Here is an 18,613-nt window from a genome sequence, read left to right as displayed (position 1 = left end):
AGGCGAGGAAGTCTTACTTCTTCACCTTTTTCTTATCCTTTTTCTTATCTTTCTTCTTGCTGTCTTTTTTGCCAGCATCTTTTTTCTTTGTGTCCTTTTTGGACTTTTTGTCCTTCTTGGACTTGGCCTTCACCTTATCCTTTGCTTTCGAAAACGCAGCTTCCATCTCGGCACGTTTCTTAGCGGCCTTTTCAGCTTTGGCTTTGGCCTTGGCTTTTTTGCGGGCTTTGGCCTCGGCCGCGTCAGCGGCTGCTTTCTCTTCTGCAGCCTTCTTCGCCGCCTCTTCGGCGCGTTTCTCGGCAGCGGCGGCCGCAACGGTCTTGCGTGCAACTGGGCGTCGCGTCGCAGGTTTTCGCGCAGCTGGTTTGCGGGCAGCAGGTTTGCGGGCGGCGGGTTTGCGGGCCGGAACCTGGCGCGCAGCTGGTTTTGAAGCCGTGGCATCTTTCGCCGCAGCAATCAGCACGGCAGCTCTTGCCAAACCGATCCGGGGAACCTTGACCAGATCTTCGGGTTTGGCCTTCGCTAACGCCTCGGCTGTCTTAAAGCCGTTCGCGGACAAAGCCGCGGCAAGCGCCTCTCCCACACCTTTAACATCGGTCACTGCGGTCATTCCGGATCCTTTCTCTGTCTCCCTGATTTAACGTATATACACAAGATATACGAGGCTTCAAGCCGCGGCACCAAATGGCGCAACTCTGCTTAACTATGGGCCAAATCAGCCGTCCGGCCTTTTTTGGGGAACGGCACCAGACGTTTGGTATCCTCGTCCCAAAGCTTAAGGTTCAGCGCTGCGACTGCTTCGGGGAATTTGATACGCCGCGGGGTGTATTCAGGCGGCAGGCTGTAATGGCACGCACGCAAGCGATAAGACGGAATGCGCGCGTTAAAGTGGTGAATGTCGTGCAATGTTATACATGCAACCGCCGTATCGAACCACCATCCAAAATCAAGCGCGGATGAACCCTGTAGGGCCGCAAGTTGCGGATCCAGATCCGGGCGTCGGTCCCAATAGGTATCTTCAAAATTATGTTGAAGATAGACTAGGAAAACCCCCAACATTCCACCCAAAAGCGAGAACACAAGCCAGACCAGAATTCCGGTGCCGCCCGCAATCATGTAGAGTAGCCCCAGAAAAACAACGATGGACAGGTTGTGCAACAACACGCCCTTCACCCCAAACCGAACGGTATTCTTAGGCCAGCGGTACCGGATGAAGTATGTGAACAACGCGCCAACGGGCACCAGGATGAAAGGGTTGCGGTACAGCCGATAGAACAGACGTTTGCTCCAATCAGCTTGATTCCATTCGCGCAGGGTCATTGTGTGAATTTCACCTGTTTCGCGGTGCTCAAGATTGCCGATCCCTGCGTGATGCAGGTTATGATTCTGTTTCATCACCTCAAAGGGCGCAAAGGTAAACGGTGACAACCCATGCCCCGCCCATTCATTTTGCTGGCGCGTCTCAAACAGCGAATGATGGCCGCAATCATGTTGCAAAACATAAAGACGCACCGCCGAAAAGGCAAAGACCGCGCCTGCGGGAACCATGACATACCAGCGATCCACATATCCAATCGCAAGCGCCAGCGATGCAAAATACACCGCAAAAGTTCCAAAATAGCCAAGCGCTGCCAGCCTGTTGTCCTGAACAGCGTATTGCCGTGTATATTCCCTCAGATCCATCCAGCCCTCTCCCACGATGGCCCGGTTAAATATAAACTAAAAATATGCCCCGTTGGCCCCGGTACAAGCGTGCGCAGTAAAACAAATGCACACTAGTGAATGCTAGCGCGCAGAACGGACGCTGTCACGCCCTCGCAGCAAAAACGCTGAAAATTGGCGCAGTTACGCGCGCCCTTTGAGATGCTTGGCCAGTGCGCCCGCGTTTTTCTTGCGGCGACCCTTGTAGGGGTTCTTATCCCCCTGCCCACGCAGAGTCAGACGGATTGGCGTGCCGGGCATGTCGAAATCCTCGCGCAGGCCGTTGACCAGATAGCGGGTATAGCTGGCGGGCATCTTATCAGGATGTGAACACATCACAACAAAGCCCGGCGGGCGGGTCTTGGCCTGAGTCATATAGCGCAGCTTGATCCGGCGACCCTGCGGCGCTGGTGGCGGGTGCTGTTCAAGCATCGCGGTCAGCCAGCGGTTCAGCGCAGCAGTCGGCACCCGGCGGTTCCAAATGTCATGGGCGCGCAAAATCGCGGCGCGCAGGCGCTCCAGCCCCCGGCCCGTTTTCGCAGACACTGTAATCAAGGGTGCACCGCGCAGTTGCGGCAGAAGTCGGTCAAAGGACTCCTTGAGCTCGCGCAGTTTTTCCTGCTTGTTCTCTTCGACGTCCCATTTGTTGACGGCAACAACTACGGCCCGACCCTCGCGTTCGGCCAGATCGGCGATGCGCAAGTCTTGCTGTTCAAACGGGATCGCCGCGTCGAGCAAGACCACGACAACTTCTGCAAACTTAACGGCCCGCAGACCATCGGACACCGAGAGCTTTTCAAGCTTTTCCTGAACCTTCGCCTTTTTACGCATCCCCGCTGTATCGAAAATACGCATCGGGGTGCTGTCACCATCAGGATCAGCCCAGTCGACACGCAGACTGATGGCGTCTCGCGTGATCCCAGCCTCGGGGCCTGTCAGCAGGCGATCTTCACCGATGATCTTGTTGATCAATGTCGACTTGCCCGCGTTTGGCCGGCCAACCACCGCCACTTGCAATGGCTTGGCAGCAGTGATCAGAGGTGTTTCACCCTCGCCATCTTCATCCAGTTCGATATCGGTCTCGGGGGCTTCCTCTGCCTGTGCTTCATCGGCCGCATCAGCCAGTGGCATGAGCTGAGAATAAAGGTCGGTCATGCCCTCGCCGTGTTCGCCAGACAGGCGCACGGGTTCTCCCAGCCCCAGATTATAAGCTTCCAGAACTCCCGCATTCGCAGCAGAACCTTCTGCTTTGTTGGCCGCCAAAATCACGTGCTTCGCGCGCTTGCGAAGGATCTCGGCGAACATCTCATCCGTGGGGGTCAGCCCCGTGCGCGCATCGATCATGAACAAGCACACATCGGCCATGTCCACCGCGCGCTCGGTCAGGCGGCGCATCCTTCCCTGAAGGCTGTCGTCGGTTGCATCCTCAAGCCCCGCCGTATCGATCACGGTAAAGCGCAGATCGCCCAGACGCCCCTCGCCCTCGCGCAGGTCACGTGTCACGCCCGGCTGGTCGTCGACCAGGGCCAGACGTTTGCCCACAAGGCGATTGAACAGAGTGGATTTGCCCACATTCGGGCGCCCCACGATAGCGAGGGTCAGCGACATGATACTCAACTTTCAAGACTCAAGATGCGCCCTTTAGCGCATCTTGCCGTCAACGGAAAGCGTGTAGATCACCCTTGGTCGAAACGACATACAGCGTTTGCCCGGCAACAACCGGCGCTGTTGTCGCGCCTCCGGGCACTTCGACCTGATGAACCAGTGTTCCGTTGACCGGATTGAAGAACCGCAAATACCCGTCATTGGACGCAATCACAATGCGGCCACCGGCCAGGATCGGACCGTAATGCGCAAAGATCGGACCACGGCGGCCGCGTTTGTCTTTCACGAAACCCGGCAGATCCTGCGCCCAGACAACCGAGCCATCCGCCGCGTTCAGACGCACCAGCTGGCTGCGGTCACTGACCAGGAAGATGCTGTTACCTGCGGGCCAAACGGCATCCACGGCCCCCTCATCGGCGGTCCACCGACGTTCACCCGTAGCAACGTCAAAGGCGACGGTCCGGCCTGAATGGTTGCCGATATAGATGGTGTTTCCCGACACCATCGGGCCGCCTGTCACGTCAACAATCTGGGCTGCGGCCCGCCCTCGGCGTCCACCGGCGACCGATGCGTTCCAACGGCGGATACCGCCCCGCCGAAAGGTCGCCGCAATATCGCCCGAGCCGAAGGCGAACACAGCGAGATCCGAGGCGATCACAGGCGCTGGTGCACCCAACACGTTGCCCACGCTCGGCGTACCTTCGATTTGCCAGGCGATACGTCCATCCTTGGTGGCAATAGTCCAACCCGTTTCATCTCCGGCCACCAGATAAAGCAGGCCATCATTAACCAACGGTGCGCCGCTGCCGGTGGCTTGCAGACGCTTCTGCCACCGAATGGCACCGGTTCTCGCATCCAGTGCGGTCAGGCGACCATAACCTGAAGAGACATAAAGAACACCATCGGCATAGGCCATTCCACCGCCCGTTGCGTCCGAGTCCCCATCACTTGCGGGAATCAAATCCGTGTTCCAGGCCAACTGGCCCTGGGGTGTGACAGCTGAAACCGTTGCCCCTGCATCCAGCGTATAGATCAACCCACCTGCAACGACTGGCTCGGCGGTGATGCGTTGCTTGCGTGAGTCCCCCTGACCGATCGAGGCCGACCAAACCCGCTGCGGTGTCGCGCGCAGCGCGGCGTTTGTTGTTCGATAGGCCGGAGTTCCTGGGCTTTGCGACCAATTGGCATTTGCCTGCTGCGACGGCAGACTGATGGGCTGAGAGCCCTGCCTTTCAACAGTTTCCAAATCCGACAGGGGGCGGATGTCTTCACGTTCACCGGGCAGAATGGTCTCGGGTTCTTCACAGGCGGCCAGAGCGGTCAATGCCAGTGCCGCGACCGGCAGTCCCACGCGGGAGAATAGTCTTGTTACCATGGTATTCCGAACTCGCCTGTCAAAATGTCTTTGTTCACCACCCGATCAACCTTGTTGCGCCATCAGGGGTTCTGGTTCCCCGCCCAGCGCGACAATCAATTGCGCGGCACGCTGTTGCAGGTCAATCCCGACTTCAGCATCCTGCCGCAGCGCCTGCAACCGATCCAGCGCAGCCTCGACATTGCCCTCGGACACGTCAATCAGGGCCAACTGTTCTTCGGCAAGCAGACGCAGCGGTGCGCCAGGCGCTGCCAGCGCCTCAAACTGTTGCCTACGTTCGGCTGCAGGAAGTGTGTCGCTTTGCAACAACAACGCCTTGAAGCTTGCAATCGCGCGGTAAATTTCAGGCAAGTCGCCCTGAACGGCCACCGCGTTCAGGCTGTTGACCGCGTCTTCGCGCGATCCGGCATCGACCTGCGAGGCGGACAAAAGCATGTTCAAAACCGCGTCTCCACCCGGAGCTGCCGCCCCGATACCCTGCAGGCCTGCGACACGCGCGTCGGAATCGTTTTCCGTCAGCGCAGCAAGAATCGAGTCCCCCAGATCTTGCGCCTGCGCCGCATCGCGGGATTTTCGGTATTCATTGAAGGCCGCGCCGCCCACGATCAGCACAACGGCAACCACACCTACCCAGCCCCAGCGGCGCAATAACAGATACATTCGGTCGCGGCGCACCTCTTCCGTGACCTCATCAATGAAACTGTCCGTGTCGCTCATCCCGTGCCCCCTGGGCTGTATATCTTGTCTAAGTGCGCCATGTCATACCCCGGCACCAACGCCAAGCCAAGGGTCCGAATTTGCACATTTTCGCCGCCGGGTACTGCTCTTGCGAAAAAAAGTGAACCAAACTATTCAGTTCAGTGTAGAAAAGACATAGCATAAGTCCCATTTCGAAAAGTGAGCGCCTCGCGTTCTTGGGCAAAAAATTCTAGGAGAATCCCCGTATGCGTTTGATTTCATTCATCAACGCCATTCTGGTCATTGTTGCTCTGTATTTTCTTGTATTCGAACGCGATGCGCTGTTTGCCTTCGCGGGGCGTGGCGAAGGCGATGAAACGACGCAAGGTGAGGCTGCCGCTGCGGAAACTTCAGACATCGCGGCAGTGGGTGTTGTCGCCCTGCGTTCGCAAGCCCGCGAGATTGACAGCGCGGTTTTGCTCCGCGGTCAGACCAAAGCAAATCGCCAGGTCGAAGTTCTGTCAGAAACCACTTCGACCGTCATCTCAGAACCCAAGCGCAAAGGTGCCTTTGTCGAGGCAGGTGACATTCTGTGCGAGCTTGACCCCGGCACACGCCCGGCCCAACTGGCCGAAGCTATGGCCGGCAAGCTTGAAGCCGAAAGCCGTATCCCCGAAGCCGAAGCACGCCTGCAAGAGGCCCATGCGCTGGTGGCAGAGGCCGAGATCAACCTGACCGCATCGCGTAAATTGGCGGAAACAGGCTTTGCCTCGGAAACCCGCCGGATTTCCAGCGAAGCCGCGATGAGCACCGCCAAGGCCGGAGTGAAGTCGGCAGAGGCCGGATTGGAAGCCACCCGTGCCGGGATTGAAGCCGCAACTGCGGCCGTTGAGGCCGCACAGCGCGAGGCCGGTCGCGTGGTCATCACCTCACCTTTCAAGGGTCTGCTGGAAAGCGACACCGCTGAGCTGGGCAGCCTGATGCAGCCCGGATCGCTCTGCGCGACGGTTATTCAGCTGGATCCGATCAAGCTGGTGGGCTTTGTGCCCGAGACCGAGGTCAACCGCGTGGTTGTCGGTTCCGAGGCATCCGCAACTTTGGTCACTGGGCGGCAACTTAATGGGCGGGTGACGTTCCTAAGCCGTTCGGCCGATGAGGCAACGCGGACGTTCGAGGTAGAGATCACTGTCCCCAACCCGGATCTGACCATCCGTGACGGCCAAACCGCAACCATTCAAATCGCCGCCGAAGGCGCCAAGGCGCATCTGCTGCCGCAATCCGCGCTGACGCTCAGCAATGAGGGTCAATTGGGGGTTCGCACGGTGGGCGCAGGCAACATTGTCGACTTCAAGCCAGTCCAAATTCTGCGCGACACTGCAGAAGGTGTCTGGATCGGCGGGCTGCCGGAAACGACTGACATCATCGTAGTCGGGCAAGAGTTTGTGACCCGCGGCGTCACTGTGAAACCCACCTATCGGGAAGCATCACAATGACGGGCGTTGTTGCTTGGGCCGCGCATCGAGCCCGTATGGTCCTGGCGTTTATCGCCATCTCGTTGGTCATCGGCGGGTTTGCCTATGTCTCATTGCCGAAAGAGGGTGAGCCGGATATTGAAATCCCTGCCCTGTTTGTCTCGGTACAGTTTCCCGGCATTTCAGCGGAAGACTCCGAAAATCTTCTGATCAAGCCGATGGAGACCGAACTGGCGGATCTCGATGGCCTCAAGGAAATGACGTCGACCGCCGCCGAAGGCTATGCAGGGGTCGCGCTGGAGTTTGATTTCGGCTGGGACAAAACCGCGATCATGGCCGACGTCCGCGACGCGATGAATTCGGCGCAGGCGGATTTTCCTGAAGGTGCGGAACAGTATTCGCTGACCGAGATCAACTTTTCAGAATTCCCCATCGTCATCGTCAACCTGACCGGCGCAGTTCCTGAACGCACGATGGCCCGCGTTGCCAAAGACTTGCAGGACGAGCTTGAGGCACTGGATTCGGTACTTGAGGCTGGTATCGCGGGCAATCGCGACGAGATGCTCGAGGTGGTCATCGATCCCTTACGGCTTGAGGCATACAACGTCACCGCAGATGAGCTGATCAATGTGGTTCGCAACAACAACCAGTTGATCGCCGCGGGTGAAGTTGAAACCGCGCAGGGTACATTCTCGGTCAAGATCCCGTCATCGTTCAAAACCGCGCAGGACGTTTATGGCTTGCCGATCAAGGTCAATGGCGACCGGGTTGTGACTTTGGGTGAGTTGGCGCAGATCAATTACACCTTCGAAGACCGCGCCGGTACGGCCCGGTTCAATGGTGAACCAACTGTTGCCCTGCAAGTGGTAAAGCGTAAGGGCTTCAACCTGATCGATACTGTTGCTCAGGTCAAAGAGACCATCGAGCAAGCGAAAACAAAGTGGCCACCTGAACTTCAGGCCGCCGTCGATCTGGGCACGTCCAACGACCAGAGCCGCATCGTGGGTTCGATGGTCAGCCAGTTGGAAGGCTCGGTTCTGACCGCGATTGCACTGGTGATGATCGTAGTGCTGGCCTCGCTGGGCACGCGGGCTGCGTTGTTGGTGGGTTTCGCGATCCCCACCTCATTCCTTCTGTGTTTTGCTTTCCTGGCGGTTATGGGCGTCAGCATTTCGAATATCGTGATGTTCGGTCTTATTCTGGCGGTCGGTATGCTGGTGGACGGTGCCATCGTCGTCGTGGAATATGCCGATAAACGCATCAAGCAGGGCGTCGGACCGATGCACGCCTATGTTGAGGCGGCGCAGCGCATGTTCTGGCCCATCGTGTCGTCGACTGCGACAACGCTTTGCGCATTCCTGCCCATGCTGTTTTGGCCCGGCGTACCGGGTGAGTTCATGGGTATGCTGCCCGTCACGCTGATCTTTGTTTTGTCGGCGTCGCTGATCGTGGCGCTGATTTACCTGCCGGTCATGGGCGGTGTGTCAGGGCGGCTAAGCCGCGTCTTCGACCGCTCGTCGATCTGGTTGCGCGCGCGCACGCCGTGGTGGCTGCGGGCTGTGCTGGTGCCTCCTTCGCTGTACATGATCTTTCTGGGCGCGATGCAGACCCTGAACCCGGATTACCTGCTACCCGGCGGTTCAATTGCTGGTGCGCTTCTGTTCCTGTTCGGGGCCTTTGCAGGATCCGTGACCCTGAGCGCTGCCAGGATCGAACGCAAAGTGGAAGAGCGCGTTCACACAGCCGATGAACACACCCCATTTGGCCATGTGGTCAAGTTCCTCGTTGGCAATCCGATCATGCCTATCGTGTCGTTGGCCGCAGTGTTCTTTGCCGTCTACACCGTTGCCTTCGTCTGGTTCCCGCAGGAATCCAGAGGCGTCGAATTTTTCGTGGAAAGCGAACCGGAACAAGCCACCGCCTATGTCCGCGCGCGGGGAAACATCTCGCTTGCGGAAAAAGATGGCATGGTCTTGGCGGCAGAGGATGTGATCGCAGCCCACCCTGCCGTCATCAACGTGTTTTCTTTCGCGGGCGAAGGCGGTCTGAACCAGAACAACGGGGGCGCTCAGGAACCTGCCGATACAGTGGGCCGTGTTCAGTTCGAGATCATTCCTTGGGAAGACCGTCCCAACGTCTCGGAATCTGTTCTGTGGGGCCTGTTTGATCGTCACTTTGTTGCGCCTGAATTTGACGGTGACTTCGTGATTGACGAACTCAACGCGCAACTGGCTGAGATCCCCGGCATCGTTGTCGAGATCCTGCCGTTGGAACAAGGCCCGGCCTCGGCAAAGCCCGTGCATCTGCGCATAAAGGGTGATGGGTGGGAGGATCTGACCTCGGCGACGCTCACCGCGCGCGAGGTTTTCGACACCACGCCGGGACTGATCAAGATCGAAGACACCCTTCCCTTGCCCGGCATCGACTGGCAAATCGATGTGGATGTCGCCAAGGCCGGTCGGTTCGGAGCTGACGTGGCCACGGTTGGAGCCATGGTGCAGTTGGTGACACGCGGTATTCTGCTGGGCGAGATGCGCCCGGACAGCAACGATGAAGAGATTGAAATTCGCGTGCGCCTGCCAGAAGAAGATCGCGTGCTATCAACTTTGGACACGCTCAAGGTCCGCACTCCGGATGGTTTGGTGCCACTGTCGAATTTCGTAAGTCGTAAGCCGGTGGCCAAACTGGCCGAGATCAACCGGGTTGACCAACAACGCTACTACGACGTCAAAGCCGACGTTGAACCAGGTTTGAGCAAGGTTACGACCGAAGGCCCCGATGGTGAACTCATCCGTCTTGCCGTGGTTCGGGAAGTTGCTGAAGGCTATACCCCCACCAGCACGGTCCTGAACGGCGGTGGCAGAAAGTCCTACGAATTGGTTCAATTGACCGGCGCCGATAGCGTGGATCAACTCATCAGCACGGTTGAGGGCGGAGACGCACAGTTCGCGTTGATCAACCCAAATGAACGGATTGCTGTTCTGACCGAATGGCTGGAAACGGGTCCGTTTTCCAATTCTATCAGTTGGGAATGGACCGGAGATCAGGAAGAACAGGCGGAATCCGGTGCCTTTCTGGTGAACGCCTTCATGGGCGCGCTGGGGCTCATGTTCGTGATCCTGCTCGCGCAGTTCAACTCGTTCTACAATTCGGTGCTGGTGTTGCTGGCGGTAATCCTATCAACCACTGGCGTTCTGATCGGTATGATCGTGATGGAACAACCCTTCTCGATCATCATGACCGGCACTGGCATCGTGGCTTTGGCGGGGATCGTGGTGAACAACAACATCGTTCTGATCGATACCTATCAAGAATACAGCACGTACATGCCCCGGATCGAGGCGATCATTCGAACCGCAGAATCGCGCATTCGTCCGGTTCTGCTGACGACCTTGACCACAATGGCCGGTTTGACGCCCATGATGTTCGGTCTTTCGCTGGACTTCATCAATGGCGGCTATTCCATCGACAGCCCTACTGCCTTGTGGTGGAAACAGCTGGCGACGGCGGTGGTCTTTGGTTTGGGCATCGCCACTGTTCTGACCCTGATCGTGACGCCTTCCCTTTTGGCGTTGCGGGTTTGGGTGACAACTTATGCCGTGTGGCTCAGCCGCTTGCTGGCGCGAGTAACTGCGGGCCGATCAAGCCAGATTGCACAGGACATGGCCATTGGACGCTCTGCCCGTCAAATGCAAGCAACCGAGATTGTGTGGGAGGATACAGACACTACCCCATCTTCCGAAAACCCGGATGCGGATACTTCAGAACCACACCCACCGGGGCACCCCCTGAAGGCTGCGGAATGAGAAAAGGCGCGCCCGTCGGCGCGCCTTTTTCAAAGGTGATGCCCCATGGTTCAGATTTTCGTTCCAATAACACCGCCGTTTGACAGCCCAAAAAAGAACGGGCGCTTAAACCCGGATGTTTTGAAAAACTCATCCGTTGCCTTGCGCGCGCCCTTCCAGTGCCCGTAGTCGTCAATGATGACGATACCGCCGGGGGACAGGCGCGCGTACAAGGTTTCCAGCTCAAGCTTGGTTGAATCGTGCCAATCCGTGTCCAGCCGAAGCACCGAGATCGTTTCAGGCAGGTTGGCCTCATCTTTCAGCGTCTCCAACACATCACCCTTCCGGTAGACGAACATGTCAGGGTTCAGATCAAAGGCCGCAACATTGGACTGGACATCTTCCAGCGAAGCCATGCACCAGGTCGAACCTTCTTCTGTCTTTTGACGCTCGAATTCTACAATCGCAGTCTCACCGTTCGGTCCGATATCCTCGGCAGTCGGTTCCGTCATGCCGGCAAAAGTATCGAACAAATGGCAAGTTCGCACATCATTACGTTGCATGAAAACACGGGCAGCAATGATGACGTTCCCCCCCACGCCAAAAGCCACACTCGACGAAATCACCTGGTATCTTTTGGTCCACCACATGCGCCGCAGCATGTGCGGTGGCAAAGGCACTTTGGCGGCCGACCATGGTCAGATGTTCTCGGCACACCCGGCGCACGGTTCTGATCTCGGGCCGAGCAAGTTCCGATCCTTCCATTACTCCTCCTGTCTGCTTTTTCAGACCTATCCGTTTTGCGTTGATCAGCTTCAAACCTGACCCGACCGGAATGCGCTACCCAAAAAGGTAAAAAACCGTTTAGGATGCCAAGGCGTCAGCTTGTTGACGGCTCCAAAGCTGGGCATAACGGCGCCCCCGAGCTAGCAACTCGTCATGCTTACCCTGTTCGATGATCTCTCCCGCCTCCAGAACCACAATCTGATCGGCCTCGGCGATGGTGCTGAGACGATGCGCGATGGTGATCACCGTCCGCCCCTCACCCGCGCGTGCCAGCGCATCTTTGATGTCCTGCTCAGTATCCGTATCCAGCGCCGAGGTCGCCTCGTCCAACAGCAGGATCGGTGGGTTCTTCAGCAAGGTACGTGCAATCCCGACGCGCTGCTTTTCACCACCGGAAAGCTTCAGGCCACGCTCGCCCACCTTGGTGTCATACCCTTCGGGCAGTGAGGAAATGAAGTCGTGAATCTGAGCCGCCTTGGCCGCTGCTTCGACCTCGTCCATGGTGGCACCGTCGCGGCCATATGCAATGTTGTAGCGGATCGTGTCGTTGAACAGCACCGTGTCTTGCGGGACGACACCGATGGCGGCATGTAGGCTGGTCTGGGTCACGTCGCGAATGTCCTGACCATCGATCTTCAACGCCCCTTTGGTCACGTCGTAGAACCGGAACAAGAGCCGCCCGATGGTCGATTTACCCGACCCTGTCGCCCCCACAATGGCCACGGTTTTTCCAGCCGGGACAGTCAGGGACACGCCTTTGAGGATTTCACGCTCGGGATCATAGCCAAAGTGCACGTCCTCAAGCGTGACTTCGCCGCCATTTACCTTCAGGTTCGGCGCGCAGGCTTTGTCTGTAACTTCGGCGGGTTGTTCAAGCAGGTCGAACATTTGACCCATATCGACCAAGGACTGCCGGATTTCCCGATAGACCGTCCCAAGGAAGTTCAGCGGCACTGTGATCTGGATCATGTAGGCGTTGACCATGACGAAATCGCCGACGGTCAGGTTGCCGTTCTGCACACCCATTGCGGCCAGAACCATCACCCCAATAAGACCGCAGGTGATCAGGAACGATTGTCCAAAGTTCAGAAATGCCAATGAATAGGCCGTCTTCAACGCAGCCCCTGCATAGGCTTTCATCGACACGTCATACCGTTCAGCTTCACGGGTTTCGGCGTTGAAATATTTGACGGTTTCGAAGTTCAGCAAGCTGTCGATGGCGCGCTGGTTGGCCTCGGTGTCCTGATCGTTCATCTCACGCCGCAGCTTCACGCGCCATTCGGTCACGGCAAAAGTAAACCAGATGTACAGACCAATCGTGACCGCGACGACAACCAGATACCAGACATCAAACAGCCACATCAGGATGATGGCGACCAGCATCAGCTCCAGAATAAGCGGCCCGATCGAGAACAGCAGGAACCGCAGCAGGAACTCAACCCCTTTGACGCCCCGTTCGATGATACGGCTCAGCCCGCCAGTACGGCGCGTGACGTGATAGCGCATCGACAGGTTGTGGATGTGCTGAAACGTCTCAAGCGCCAGCGCCCTCAACGCGCGTTGTCCGACGGGGGCAAAGGCGGCATCCCGCAATTGCTGAAAGCCCACCGTCATCATTCGCGCCACACCATAGGCCACAGTCAATCCAACTGCGCCCAGCGCCAATGGCGGCACACCCTCACCCGCCAGCGCGTCAACAGCGCCCTTATACAAAATGGGTGTATAAACCGCGATCAGCTTGGCCAGAACAAGCATACCCATGGCGATGACGACGCGGCGCTTTACCCACGGTTCGTCGTCGGGCCATAGATATGGGGCAACCTTGCGGATCGTCCGCCAGCCCGAGCTGCGTGCGTCATCCGACACCATGTCATCTGAAGTCATACGAGCTGTGCGTCTCATCATGTGCCTTGTCTGCGGCCAGAGTTAGACCTCTGCCCATAAAAGGCCAGAAGGGCTGATTATTCCGGGATTGTAAAGATTTGCCCGGGATAGATCAGATCCGGATCGCGGATCAAGTCACGATTGGCTTCGAACAGCCGCACATATAAGACCCCGTCGCCAAATCGATCACGTGAGATGGCCCACAACGTGTCGCCCTGCTGCACCGTGACAGACCGGATTGCAGGGGTCGCTTGAGGCGTATCTGCCTGAGCCGTGCCCGTTGCAGCCTGAAGAACGTCAAGTGGTTCGCGTTTGAACGGAGTTTCGACCCTGCTAAGGACCGTCCCATCCGTGTTTACCGCATCTACCCGAAGCGTGTAGACGCCTGGGTCAATTCCCTCCAGATCGCTGCGCCAGGATCCATCTTGTTCCGGGGCAAGATCCGCGACCAGACGATTGTTCAGGTACAACCGAATGGCGGCCCCATCCTGAACGCGCCCTGTCAGCTGCACATCGCCCGTTTCGGAATATCCGATCGTGTCCAGTGCGACCTGCTCGGGTGGGGTATCCCGCACGACCGGGGGCTGCACCAGCTCAACGCCCTCTTCGCCAGATCGCAGCACGGCGACCTGCTGATCCTGCTGTGGGGTTTCATCGGTCAGTTCAGCAGTTTCAACTGTCTCGGCCTCGGGCTCTGACGTTTCAGGTTCCGAAACGTCAGCCTCAGCATGAGAATCCGGCTGAACCTCTTCGATTGCAGCCACCTGCTCCTGCGTGTCCTGGGATGGGATCTGCTCGGCTTCGGGCGCTGTTTCGGCAACAGGTTCTTCTTCGATTGGTTTGGGCAAAGCGGCAATCAGATAGTCGTCGGATCGCGTTGCTTGCGCCCCGTCCGTGCTTTGCAACACAAGTCCCTGCGCGGTGTCGCTGAAGGGGATCGTCACAAATTCAGCAAACTGACCGCTGCCATCCACGGTAAAAGAATGTGCGACTTCGCCGTTCAGCAGAACTTCTATCTGACTGCCGGGTGCTGCGTCACCCGAAAGAAGCGCGGTGCCGTCAGTTTCTACAAAAATCTGATCCAGGACTGGAGGCGCGACCGGCGCAGGCGCAGCCACTTCCTCTGCAACTTCGGCGGCCTCCGTTTCAGCAGGTTCTTCCGCTTGCTCCGCCAGGTCTTCAGCAGGTGCGGGTGTTTCGTCTGACGACGCAGTATCCGGATTGGACGGCTCTGCGGCAGTAACGTCTTCCGCTTCTTTCGGTGCCTCATCTGCTGGCTCTGAGATTGCTGGAACGGAAGCAGTTTCCTGCGGTGTGCTTGCGTCAGGTTCCGGTGCGTTGGTGAAGACGCCCGACAGGTACAAGCCACCTGCACCCAATACTGCAACAAGCCCTGCAATCACCCCCCAGATGAAATTGCCCGAGCTTTCGTTTCCCGAATTGGCGTTCATTCTTTTCCTTTCACTCCGCGCTGCAAAAGCTTTTCGTTCAAAAGCTTTCCGGCGGACAGTTGAGGCAATCTATCAATCCCGCTATCACGGGTCAAAACCTCTGACACAACCCCGGAGCCCTTCTTTCATGTCTCAGAAATCAGTGTGTGTGTATTGCGGGTCACGCAATGGTGCCGAGAAGTCTTATTCTGAAACTGCAAGGCACTTCGGCACGCTGCTGGCGCAGGAAGGCTGGCGGCTGGTTTATGGTGCTGGGGATGTGGGTTTGATGGGAGAAGTGGCCCGCGCCTCGCAAAATGCCGGAGGCGAAACCTTTGGCGTCATCCCCGTTCATCTGGTTCAGCGGGAAGTCGGCAAAACCGATCTGACCCACTTTGTGATCACCGAGACGATGCACGAGCGCAAGAAGGTCATGATCATGAACGCCGACGCGGTGGTCGTTCTGCCCGGAGGGCCGGGCTCATTGGATGAATTGTTCGAAGCCCTCACTTGGCGTCAGTTGGGACTGCACGACAAGCCCATCGTCGTGGTGAACGTGAATGGCTATTGGGATGCGTTGCAGACGCTGTTGGGTCAGGTGATCGGACAAGGCTTTGCCGACGCGTCGCTGGCAGATTTCATCACATGGGTAGAAGATGCAGATGCCGCCATGGTCGCCTTGCGGAACAAGCTGAACTGACACCAGAAACGGTGCGGGCGGCAAAACCGCCCGCCTTGTTGATCAGGCCAAACGCGCCTTGTGTTGCAAACTGTGGCGCACGACCTGCTCAACCTTATGCAAAGGGTGGTTGGTCAGGGTCTTGTTGACCTCGGCCACGACTTTTCCCAGCACTTCACTGTGCAACCGGCGGCGCAGCAGACCCAGAACATGAGGGCTGGCTACCAGTACCAATCGATTATATGCCCCTTTCAACCCCTTGCGATTTAACAAATTCGCCAGATCCTGCACAAACAGGGACTTTGCATGGATCTTCCACGTTGGGTCCTCTAAGGCTGATTTCTGCTTTGGCCCGCCGTCGTTGCGACGACCAGCGCGGTCAGTCGGCTTTGAGGCTGGGTTGTCCTGTTCCTCGACAGCGACAACAACAAGATTGGGATCGTCAGCATCGGTGATGTTCTCCATCACCAGCGCTTTCTCTCCGTCTGCAACAATAACCCAAGTTCCCTGTGTAAGTGCGACCATTGCGATCTCCTGTTAAGGTTGTTCTCTGGGTATCCCTCGACCTGCCGGGCGTACGGGTTTGTTTACGCACCAGTGATGCGTAGCCCGGTCGTTGTTTGATTTGGTGTGCGGTTCTCTCCCTCCGCCCTACAAAGATGTGTTCTGTAGCGAAGCAAACAAGATGTGGTTGTACGGAAATGAAACCCATCGGCGGGTTTTCACCGGCGGCTCATCAATCCTTTAGGCCGACATTTCGACAACGGTGATTTCCGGTGTCACACCAAAACGCACCGGCAGGATCGAACATCCGATACCGCCCGACACCACCAGATCACGCGCACCTTCGCGTACATGTCCGTAAGCATACCGATTGCCAAACTTCGACGGCACAACAGGCGACCACCCAAACAGGCGCACTTGGCCGCCATGCGTATGCCCCGAAAGGGTCAAGGCCACCCGGTCTGGCATTTTAGGGAAAACATCCGGTTCATGCGCCATCATCACAACCGGGGCATCGTCGGTGATCTGCGCCAATGTTCCTTCCAGATCATCCAGCCCTTTTGGTTTACCGTTGCGCCAGATAGCCAGTTGATCCTCAAGCCCTGCCAGCCAGATGCCGGGGACTTCGAGTTTCACGGCGGTGTTAGACAAAACCGAAATGCCGTTCTGTTCCAGAATCTCGGTATAGCGATTGGGTCCTGCCCCACGGCGCTGTGCTGGCTTGTCATCCCACCAGTCGTGATTGCCCAGCACGGCAAAGACACCGTTCTTTGCCTCTAGCCCCGCCAATACAGGTGCCAGATCCTGCATCTCGACGGTTTCAGAGACCCCTTTGTGGCTTGCGAAGAAATCGCCCAGCAGCAGGACAACATCAGGTGCCAATGCGTTTGTACGGCGCACAACCTGCCTTATGCGATCCAGACCAACATAGGGCTCACCCACGTGCAAATCCGACAGCACCGCAATCTTGAGCGGTGGTGCGGTCCAATCGTCCCGACGCACGCGCCATTTACGCACGCGCAGCCGCACTGCGGGTTCGATGAAAAACCCGTAGGCTGACGTGATGAGACCTGCCAGCGTTACCGCCAGCAGGCCCTTTATAAACCGACGTCGGTTCAATTCATTACATCCGCGACGCGACGTTTTCCCAGTTCACCAGATTGTCGAGGAAGTTCGACAGGTATGCCGGGCGCTTGTTGCGGAAGTCGATGTAGTAGGAGTGCTCCCACACGTCGCAACCCAGCAGTGCGGTCTGACCGAAGCACAGCGGGTTTACGCCGTTTTCTGTCTTGGTCACGGCCAGCGATCCGTCGGCGTTCTTGACAAGCCACGCCCAGCCCGAGCCGAACTGACCGGCACCAGCCGCGCTGAACTGCGACTTGAATTCGTCAACCGAGCCAAAGCTTTCGGTCAGCGCTTTTTCCAGCTCACCGGGCATCGCGTTGTCGCCAGGGCCCATCATTTCCCAGAACTGGTTGTGGTTCCACAGCTGGCTGATGTTGTTGAAGATACCGTTCTGCGCAACTGCGTTTGCGTCATAGGTGCCAACGATGATCTCTTCCAGCGACTTGCCATCCCATTCGGTGCCGGCGATCAGCTTGTTGCCGTTGTCGACATAGGCTTTGTGGTGCAGGTCGTGGTGATATTCCAACGTTTCCGCGGACATACCCTTGGCTGCCAGCGCGTCATGTGCATAAGGAAGATCAGGAAGTTCAAAAGCCATGTCGGCCCCCTGTTAAATTAAAGTTGCGGTTCCCAACGGTTAAATGCTGTGGCAGCCGCCGCAGGTCAAGGGGCGAGGCAATAAAACCCGGAGGTCCGCGATGCTGACACAGGCGCGCAAGATGTTTTACCGCGCCCGCGGATACTATGAAGGTTCATTGAACGGCGAGCCATTTCGCCTAGACCCCTACCATTCGAAATTCTGGCGCAAAGCCTCTGCTGGCGCTTGGGAACCGGAAACCTTTGCGGTGCTGGATCAGTTCCTTTCCCAAGATAGCGATTATCTGGACATCGGGGCTTGGATCGGTCCCACGGTCCTATATGGCGCGCGAAAAGCGCGGCATGTGTGGTGCTTCGAACCCGACCCCACAGCGTACCGGCATCTGGCTTGGAATCTGGATCTGAATGGCATTCAAAATGTCTCGGCCTTGGGCGTTGCCTTGTCTGACAAATTTGGCGTGGCCCGCATGGCGTCCGTTCGGGGCGAGCCGGGGGATTCCACCAGTTCGCTTCTGCATGACGGAGCGCATGGCTCTGATGCATTGACCATCGCGTGGGACCAGTTCGCAACCGCAAACGATCTGTCCGGCGTGTCGTTGGTTAAGATGGATATCGAGGGGGCAGAGTTCTTTGTCTTACCAACCCTCGCACCGTGGCTCAAAGAACATCGCCCCGCCCTGTTTTTGTCGCTGCATGCTCCATTGCTGCCCGAGGCTGAAAGACGCGACCGGGTGGCCGGATTGTTGGAGGCGCTGGATTTTTACCCCTCTCTCTCGGATGACAAGATGCAACCGCTGAAACCGGCGGAGCTTTTGAAGCCAGAGGGGTTAAGCCGGTATCGTACAATCCTTTTGCAATAAAGAAACGCCGGGGCCGGTATTCTATAAACTTCAACGAATAGATCTTGCCTCTTCTGGGTGTATCGGGGTGCTTGCACCCACCTGAATTCAATAAATAAATCATTGTAATAAAATATTTTTATTGAAGTTTTC

General features: G+C 57.4%; 16 protein-coding genes. 5 read left to right on the top strand and 11 right to left on the bottom strand.

Features of this window, described 5'->3' with window-relative positions; translation table 11 throughout:
* Positions 1-13 precede the first annotated feature (13 nt).
* The 5 genes from I9187_RS11290 to I9187_RS11270 all read right to left on the bottom strand — a co-directional run bounded on the left by I9187_RS11290 (position 14) and on the right by I9187_RS11270 (position 5,398).
* Positions 14-610 (bottom strand): helix-hairpin-helix domain-containing protein, encoded by a 597-nt coding sequence (locus tag I9187_RS11290; RefSeq protein ID WP_209509308.1) that lies wholly within the window; start codon positions 608-610, stop codon positions 14-16.
* An 89-nt stretch (positions 611-699) separates the two neighbouring features.
* Positions 700-1,683 carry a fatty acid desaturase gene (locus I9187_RS11285; RefSeq protein WP_171179512.1) on the bottom strand — a complete coding sequence of 328 codons (984 nt, stop codon included), beginning with the start codon at positions 1,681-1,683 and terminating at the stop codon, positions 700-702.
* Positions 1,684-1,845: 162 nt separating this feature from the next.
* Positions 1,846-3,309 (bottom strand): ribosome biogenesis GTPase Der, encoded by a 1,464-nt coding sequence (gene der, locus I9187_RS11280; RefSeq protein WP_171179510.1) that lies wholly within the window; start codon positions 3,307-3,309, stop codon positions 1,846-1,848.
* Between the two features lie 49 nt (positions 3,310-3,358).
* Positions 3,359-4,681 carry a PQQ-like beta-propeller repeat protein gene (locus tag I9187_RS11275; RefSeq protein ID WP_171179508.1) on the bottom strand — a complete coding sequence of 441 codons (1,323 nt, stop codon included), beginning with the start codon at positions 4,679-4,681 and terminating at the stop codon, positions 3,359-3,361.
* A gap of 45 nt (positions 4,682-4,726) precedes the next feature.
* Entirely contained in the window at positions 4,727-5,398 is a 672-nt protein-coding gene (locus tag I9187_RS11270; RefSeq protein WP_171179506.1) for a hypothetical protein, read from the bottom strand.
* 227 nt (positions 5,399-5,625) lie between these two features.
* Here I9187_RS11270 and I9187_RS11265 point away from each other — a divergent pair, with 227 nt between their 5' ends.
* Entirely contained in the window at positions 5,626-6,852 is a 1,227-nt protein-coding gene (locus I9187_RS11265; RefSeq protein WP_171179504.1) for an efflux RND transporter periplasmic adaptor subunit, read from the top strand.
* On the top strand, positions 6,849-10,637 hold the full coding sequence (locus tag I9187_RS11260) for an efflux RND transporter permease subunit (RefSeq protein WP_171179502.1): 3,789 nt from the start codon (positions 6,849-6,851) through the stop codon (positions 10,635-10,637). Before I9187_RS11265 ends, I9187_RS11260 begins: the two co-directional genes overlap by 4 nt.
* A 50-nt stretch (positions 10,638-10,687) precedes the next feature.
* On the opposite strand, the gene I9187_RS11255 is transcribed toward I9187_RS11260, so the two are convergent.
* Positions 10,688-11,179, bottom strand: a complete 492-nt coding sequence (locus tag I9187_RS11255; protein ID WP_171179500.1) for a TylF/MycF/NovP-related O-methyltransferase — start codon at positions 11,177-11,179, stop codon at positions 10,688-10,690.
* A gap of 19 nt (positions 11,180-11,198) precedes the next feature.
* Between I9187_RS11255 and I9187_RS22120 the strand changes: the two genes are divergently transcribed.
* Positions 11,199-11,441 carry a hypothetical protein gene (locus I9187_RS22120; RefSeq protein WP_209509309.1) on the top strand — a complete coding sequence of 81 codons (243 nt, stop codon included), beginning with the start codon at positions 11,199-11,201 and terminating at the stop codon, positions 11,439-11,441.
* A 39-nt stretch (positions 11,442-11,480) separates the two neighbouring features.
* On the opposite strand, the gene I9187_RS11245 is transcribed toward I9187_RS22120, so the two are convergent.
* Both I9187_RS11245 and I9187_RS11240 read right to left on the bottom strand, forming a co-directional pair.
* A complete protein-coding gene (locus I9187_RS11245; RefSeq protein ID WP_171179496.1) occupies positions 11,481-13,286 on the bottom strand; it encodes an ABC transporter ATP-binding protein/permease in 1,806 nt (601 codons plus the stop codon).
* Positions 13,287-13,363: 77 nt separating this feature from the next.
* The gene (locus I9187_RS11240) at positions 13,364-14,737 is read right to left on the bottom strand and encodes a LysM peptidoglycan-binding domain-containing protein (RefSeq protein ID WP_171727431.1); all 1,374 of its coding nucleotides are present in this window, start codon (positions 14,735-14,737) and stop codon (positions 13,364-13,366) included.
* Between the two features lie 127 nt (positions 14,738-14,864).
* On the opposite strand from I9187_RS11240, the gene I9187_RS11235 reads away from it, so the two are divergent.
* Entirely contained in the window at positions 14,865-15,416 is a 552-nt protein-coding gene (locus I9187_RS11235) for a TIGR00730 family Rossman fold protein (protein ID WP_171179492.1), read from the top strand.
* Positions 15,417-15,458: 42 nt separating this feature from the next.
* On the opposite strand, the gene I9187_RS11230 is transcribed toward I9187_RS11235, so the two are convergent.
* The 3 genes from I9187_RS11230 to I9187_RS11220 form a co-directional block, all read right to left on the bottom strand.
* Positions 15,459-15,920 carry a host attachment family protein gene (locus I9187_RS11230; protein ID WP_171179490.1) on the bottom strand — a complete coding sequence of 154 codons (462 nt, stop codon included), beginning with the start codon at positions 15,918-15,920 and terminating at the stop codon, positions 15,459-15,461.
* Positions 15,921-16,139: 219 nt separating this feature from the next.
* Positions 16,140-17,018 (bottom strand): metallophosphoesterase, encoded by an 879-nt coding sequence (locus I9187_RS11225; RefSeq protein ID WP_209509310.1) that lies wholly within the window; start codon positions 17,016-17,018, stop codon positions 16,140-16,142.
* Between the two features lie 4 nt (positions 17,019-17,022).
* Positions 17,023-17,622, bottom strand: a complete 600-nt coding sequence (locus tag I9187_RS11220) for a superoxide dismutase (protein WP_170704218.1) — start codon at positions 17,620-17,622, stop codon at positions 17,023-17,025.
* A 100-nt stretch (positions 17,623-17,722) separates the two neighbouring features.
* On the opposite strand from I9187_RS11220, the gene I9187_RS11215 reads away from it, so the two are divergent.
* Positions 17,723-18,481: an FkbM family methyltransferase gene (locus I9187_RS11215; protein ID WP_171179486.1), complete on the top strand. Its 759-nt coding sequence runs from the start codon at positions 17,723-17,725 to the stop codon at positions 18,479-18,481.
* Positions 18,482-18,613: the final 132 nt, after the last annotated feature.

Origin of the sequence: Ruegeria sp. HKCCE4148 (genome assembly GCF_017872495.1) — a bacterium.
GTDB lineage: Bacteria > Pseudomonadota > Alphaproteobacteria > Rhodobacterales > Rhodobacteraceae > Ruegeria.
This window is presented reverse-complemented; position numbering and strand designations above follow the sequence as displayed.

Bases quoted from the DNA above. Each gene is read 5' to 3' on its own strand.
- I9187_RS11285 (WP_171179512.1), bottom strand. From the start codon at position 1,683: ATGGATCTGAGGGAATATACACGGCAATACGCTGTTCAGGACAACAGG.
- I9187_RS11235 (WP_171179492.1), top strand. From the start codon at position 14,865: ATGTCTCAGAAATCAGTGTGTGTGTATTGCGGGTCACGCAATGGTGCC.
- I9187_RS22120 (WP_209509309.1), top strand. From the start codon at position 11,199: ATGACGTTCCCCCCCACGCCAAAAGCCACACTCGACGAAATCACCTGG.
- I9187_RS11215 (WP_171179486.1), top strand. From the start codon at position 17,723: ATGCTGACACAGGCGCGCAAGATGTTTTACCGCGCCCGCGGATACTAT.
- I9187_RS11270 (WP_171179506.1), bottom strand. From the start codon at position 5,398: ATGAGCGACACGGACAGTTTCATTGATGAGGTCACGGAAGAGGTGCGC.
- I9187_RS11220 (WP_170704218.1), bottom strand. From the start codon at position 17,622: ATGGCTTTTGAACTTCCTGATCTTCCTTATGCACATGACGCGCTGGCA.
- I9187_RS11240 (WP_171727431.1), bottom strand. From the start codon at position 14,737: ATGAACGCCAATTCGGGAAACGAAAGCTCGGGCAATTTCATCTGGGGG.
- I9187_RS11290 (WP_209509308.1), bottom strand. From the start codon at position 610: ATGACCGCAGTGACCGATGTTAAAGGTGTGGGAGAGGCGCTTGCCGCG.
- I9187_RS11255 (WP_171179500.1), bottom strand. From the start codon at position 11,179: ATGCAACGTAATGATGTGCGAACTTGCCATTTGTTCGATACTTTTGCC.
- der (WP_171179510.1), bottom strand. From the start codon at position 3,309: ATGTCGCTGACCCTCGCTATCGTGGGGCGCCCGAATGTGGGCAAATCC.
- I9187_RS11275 (WP_171179508.1), bottom strand. From the start codon at position 4,681: ATGGTAACAAGACTATTCTCCCGCGTGGGACTGCCGGTCGCGGCACTG.
- I9187_RS11230 (WP_171179490.1), bottom strand. From the start codon at position 15,920: ATGGTCGCACTTACACAGGGAACTTGGGTTATTGTTGCAGACGGAGAG.
- I9187_RS11260 (WP_171179502.1), top strand. From the start codon at position 6,849: ATGACGGGCGTTGTTGCTTGGGCCGCGCATCGAGCCCGTATGGTCCTG.
- I9187_RS11245 (WP_171179496.1), bottom strand. From the start codon at position 13,286: ATGACTTCAGATGACATGGTGTCGGATGACGCACGCAGCTCGGGCTGG.
- I9187_RS11265 (WP_171179504.1), top strand. From the start codon at position 5,626: ATGCGTTTGATTTCATTCATCAACGCCATTCTGGTCATTGTTGCTCTG.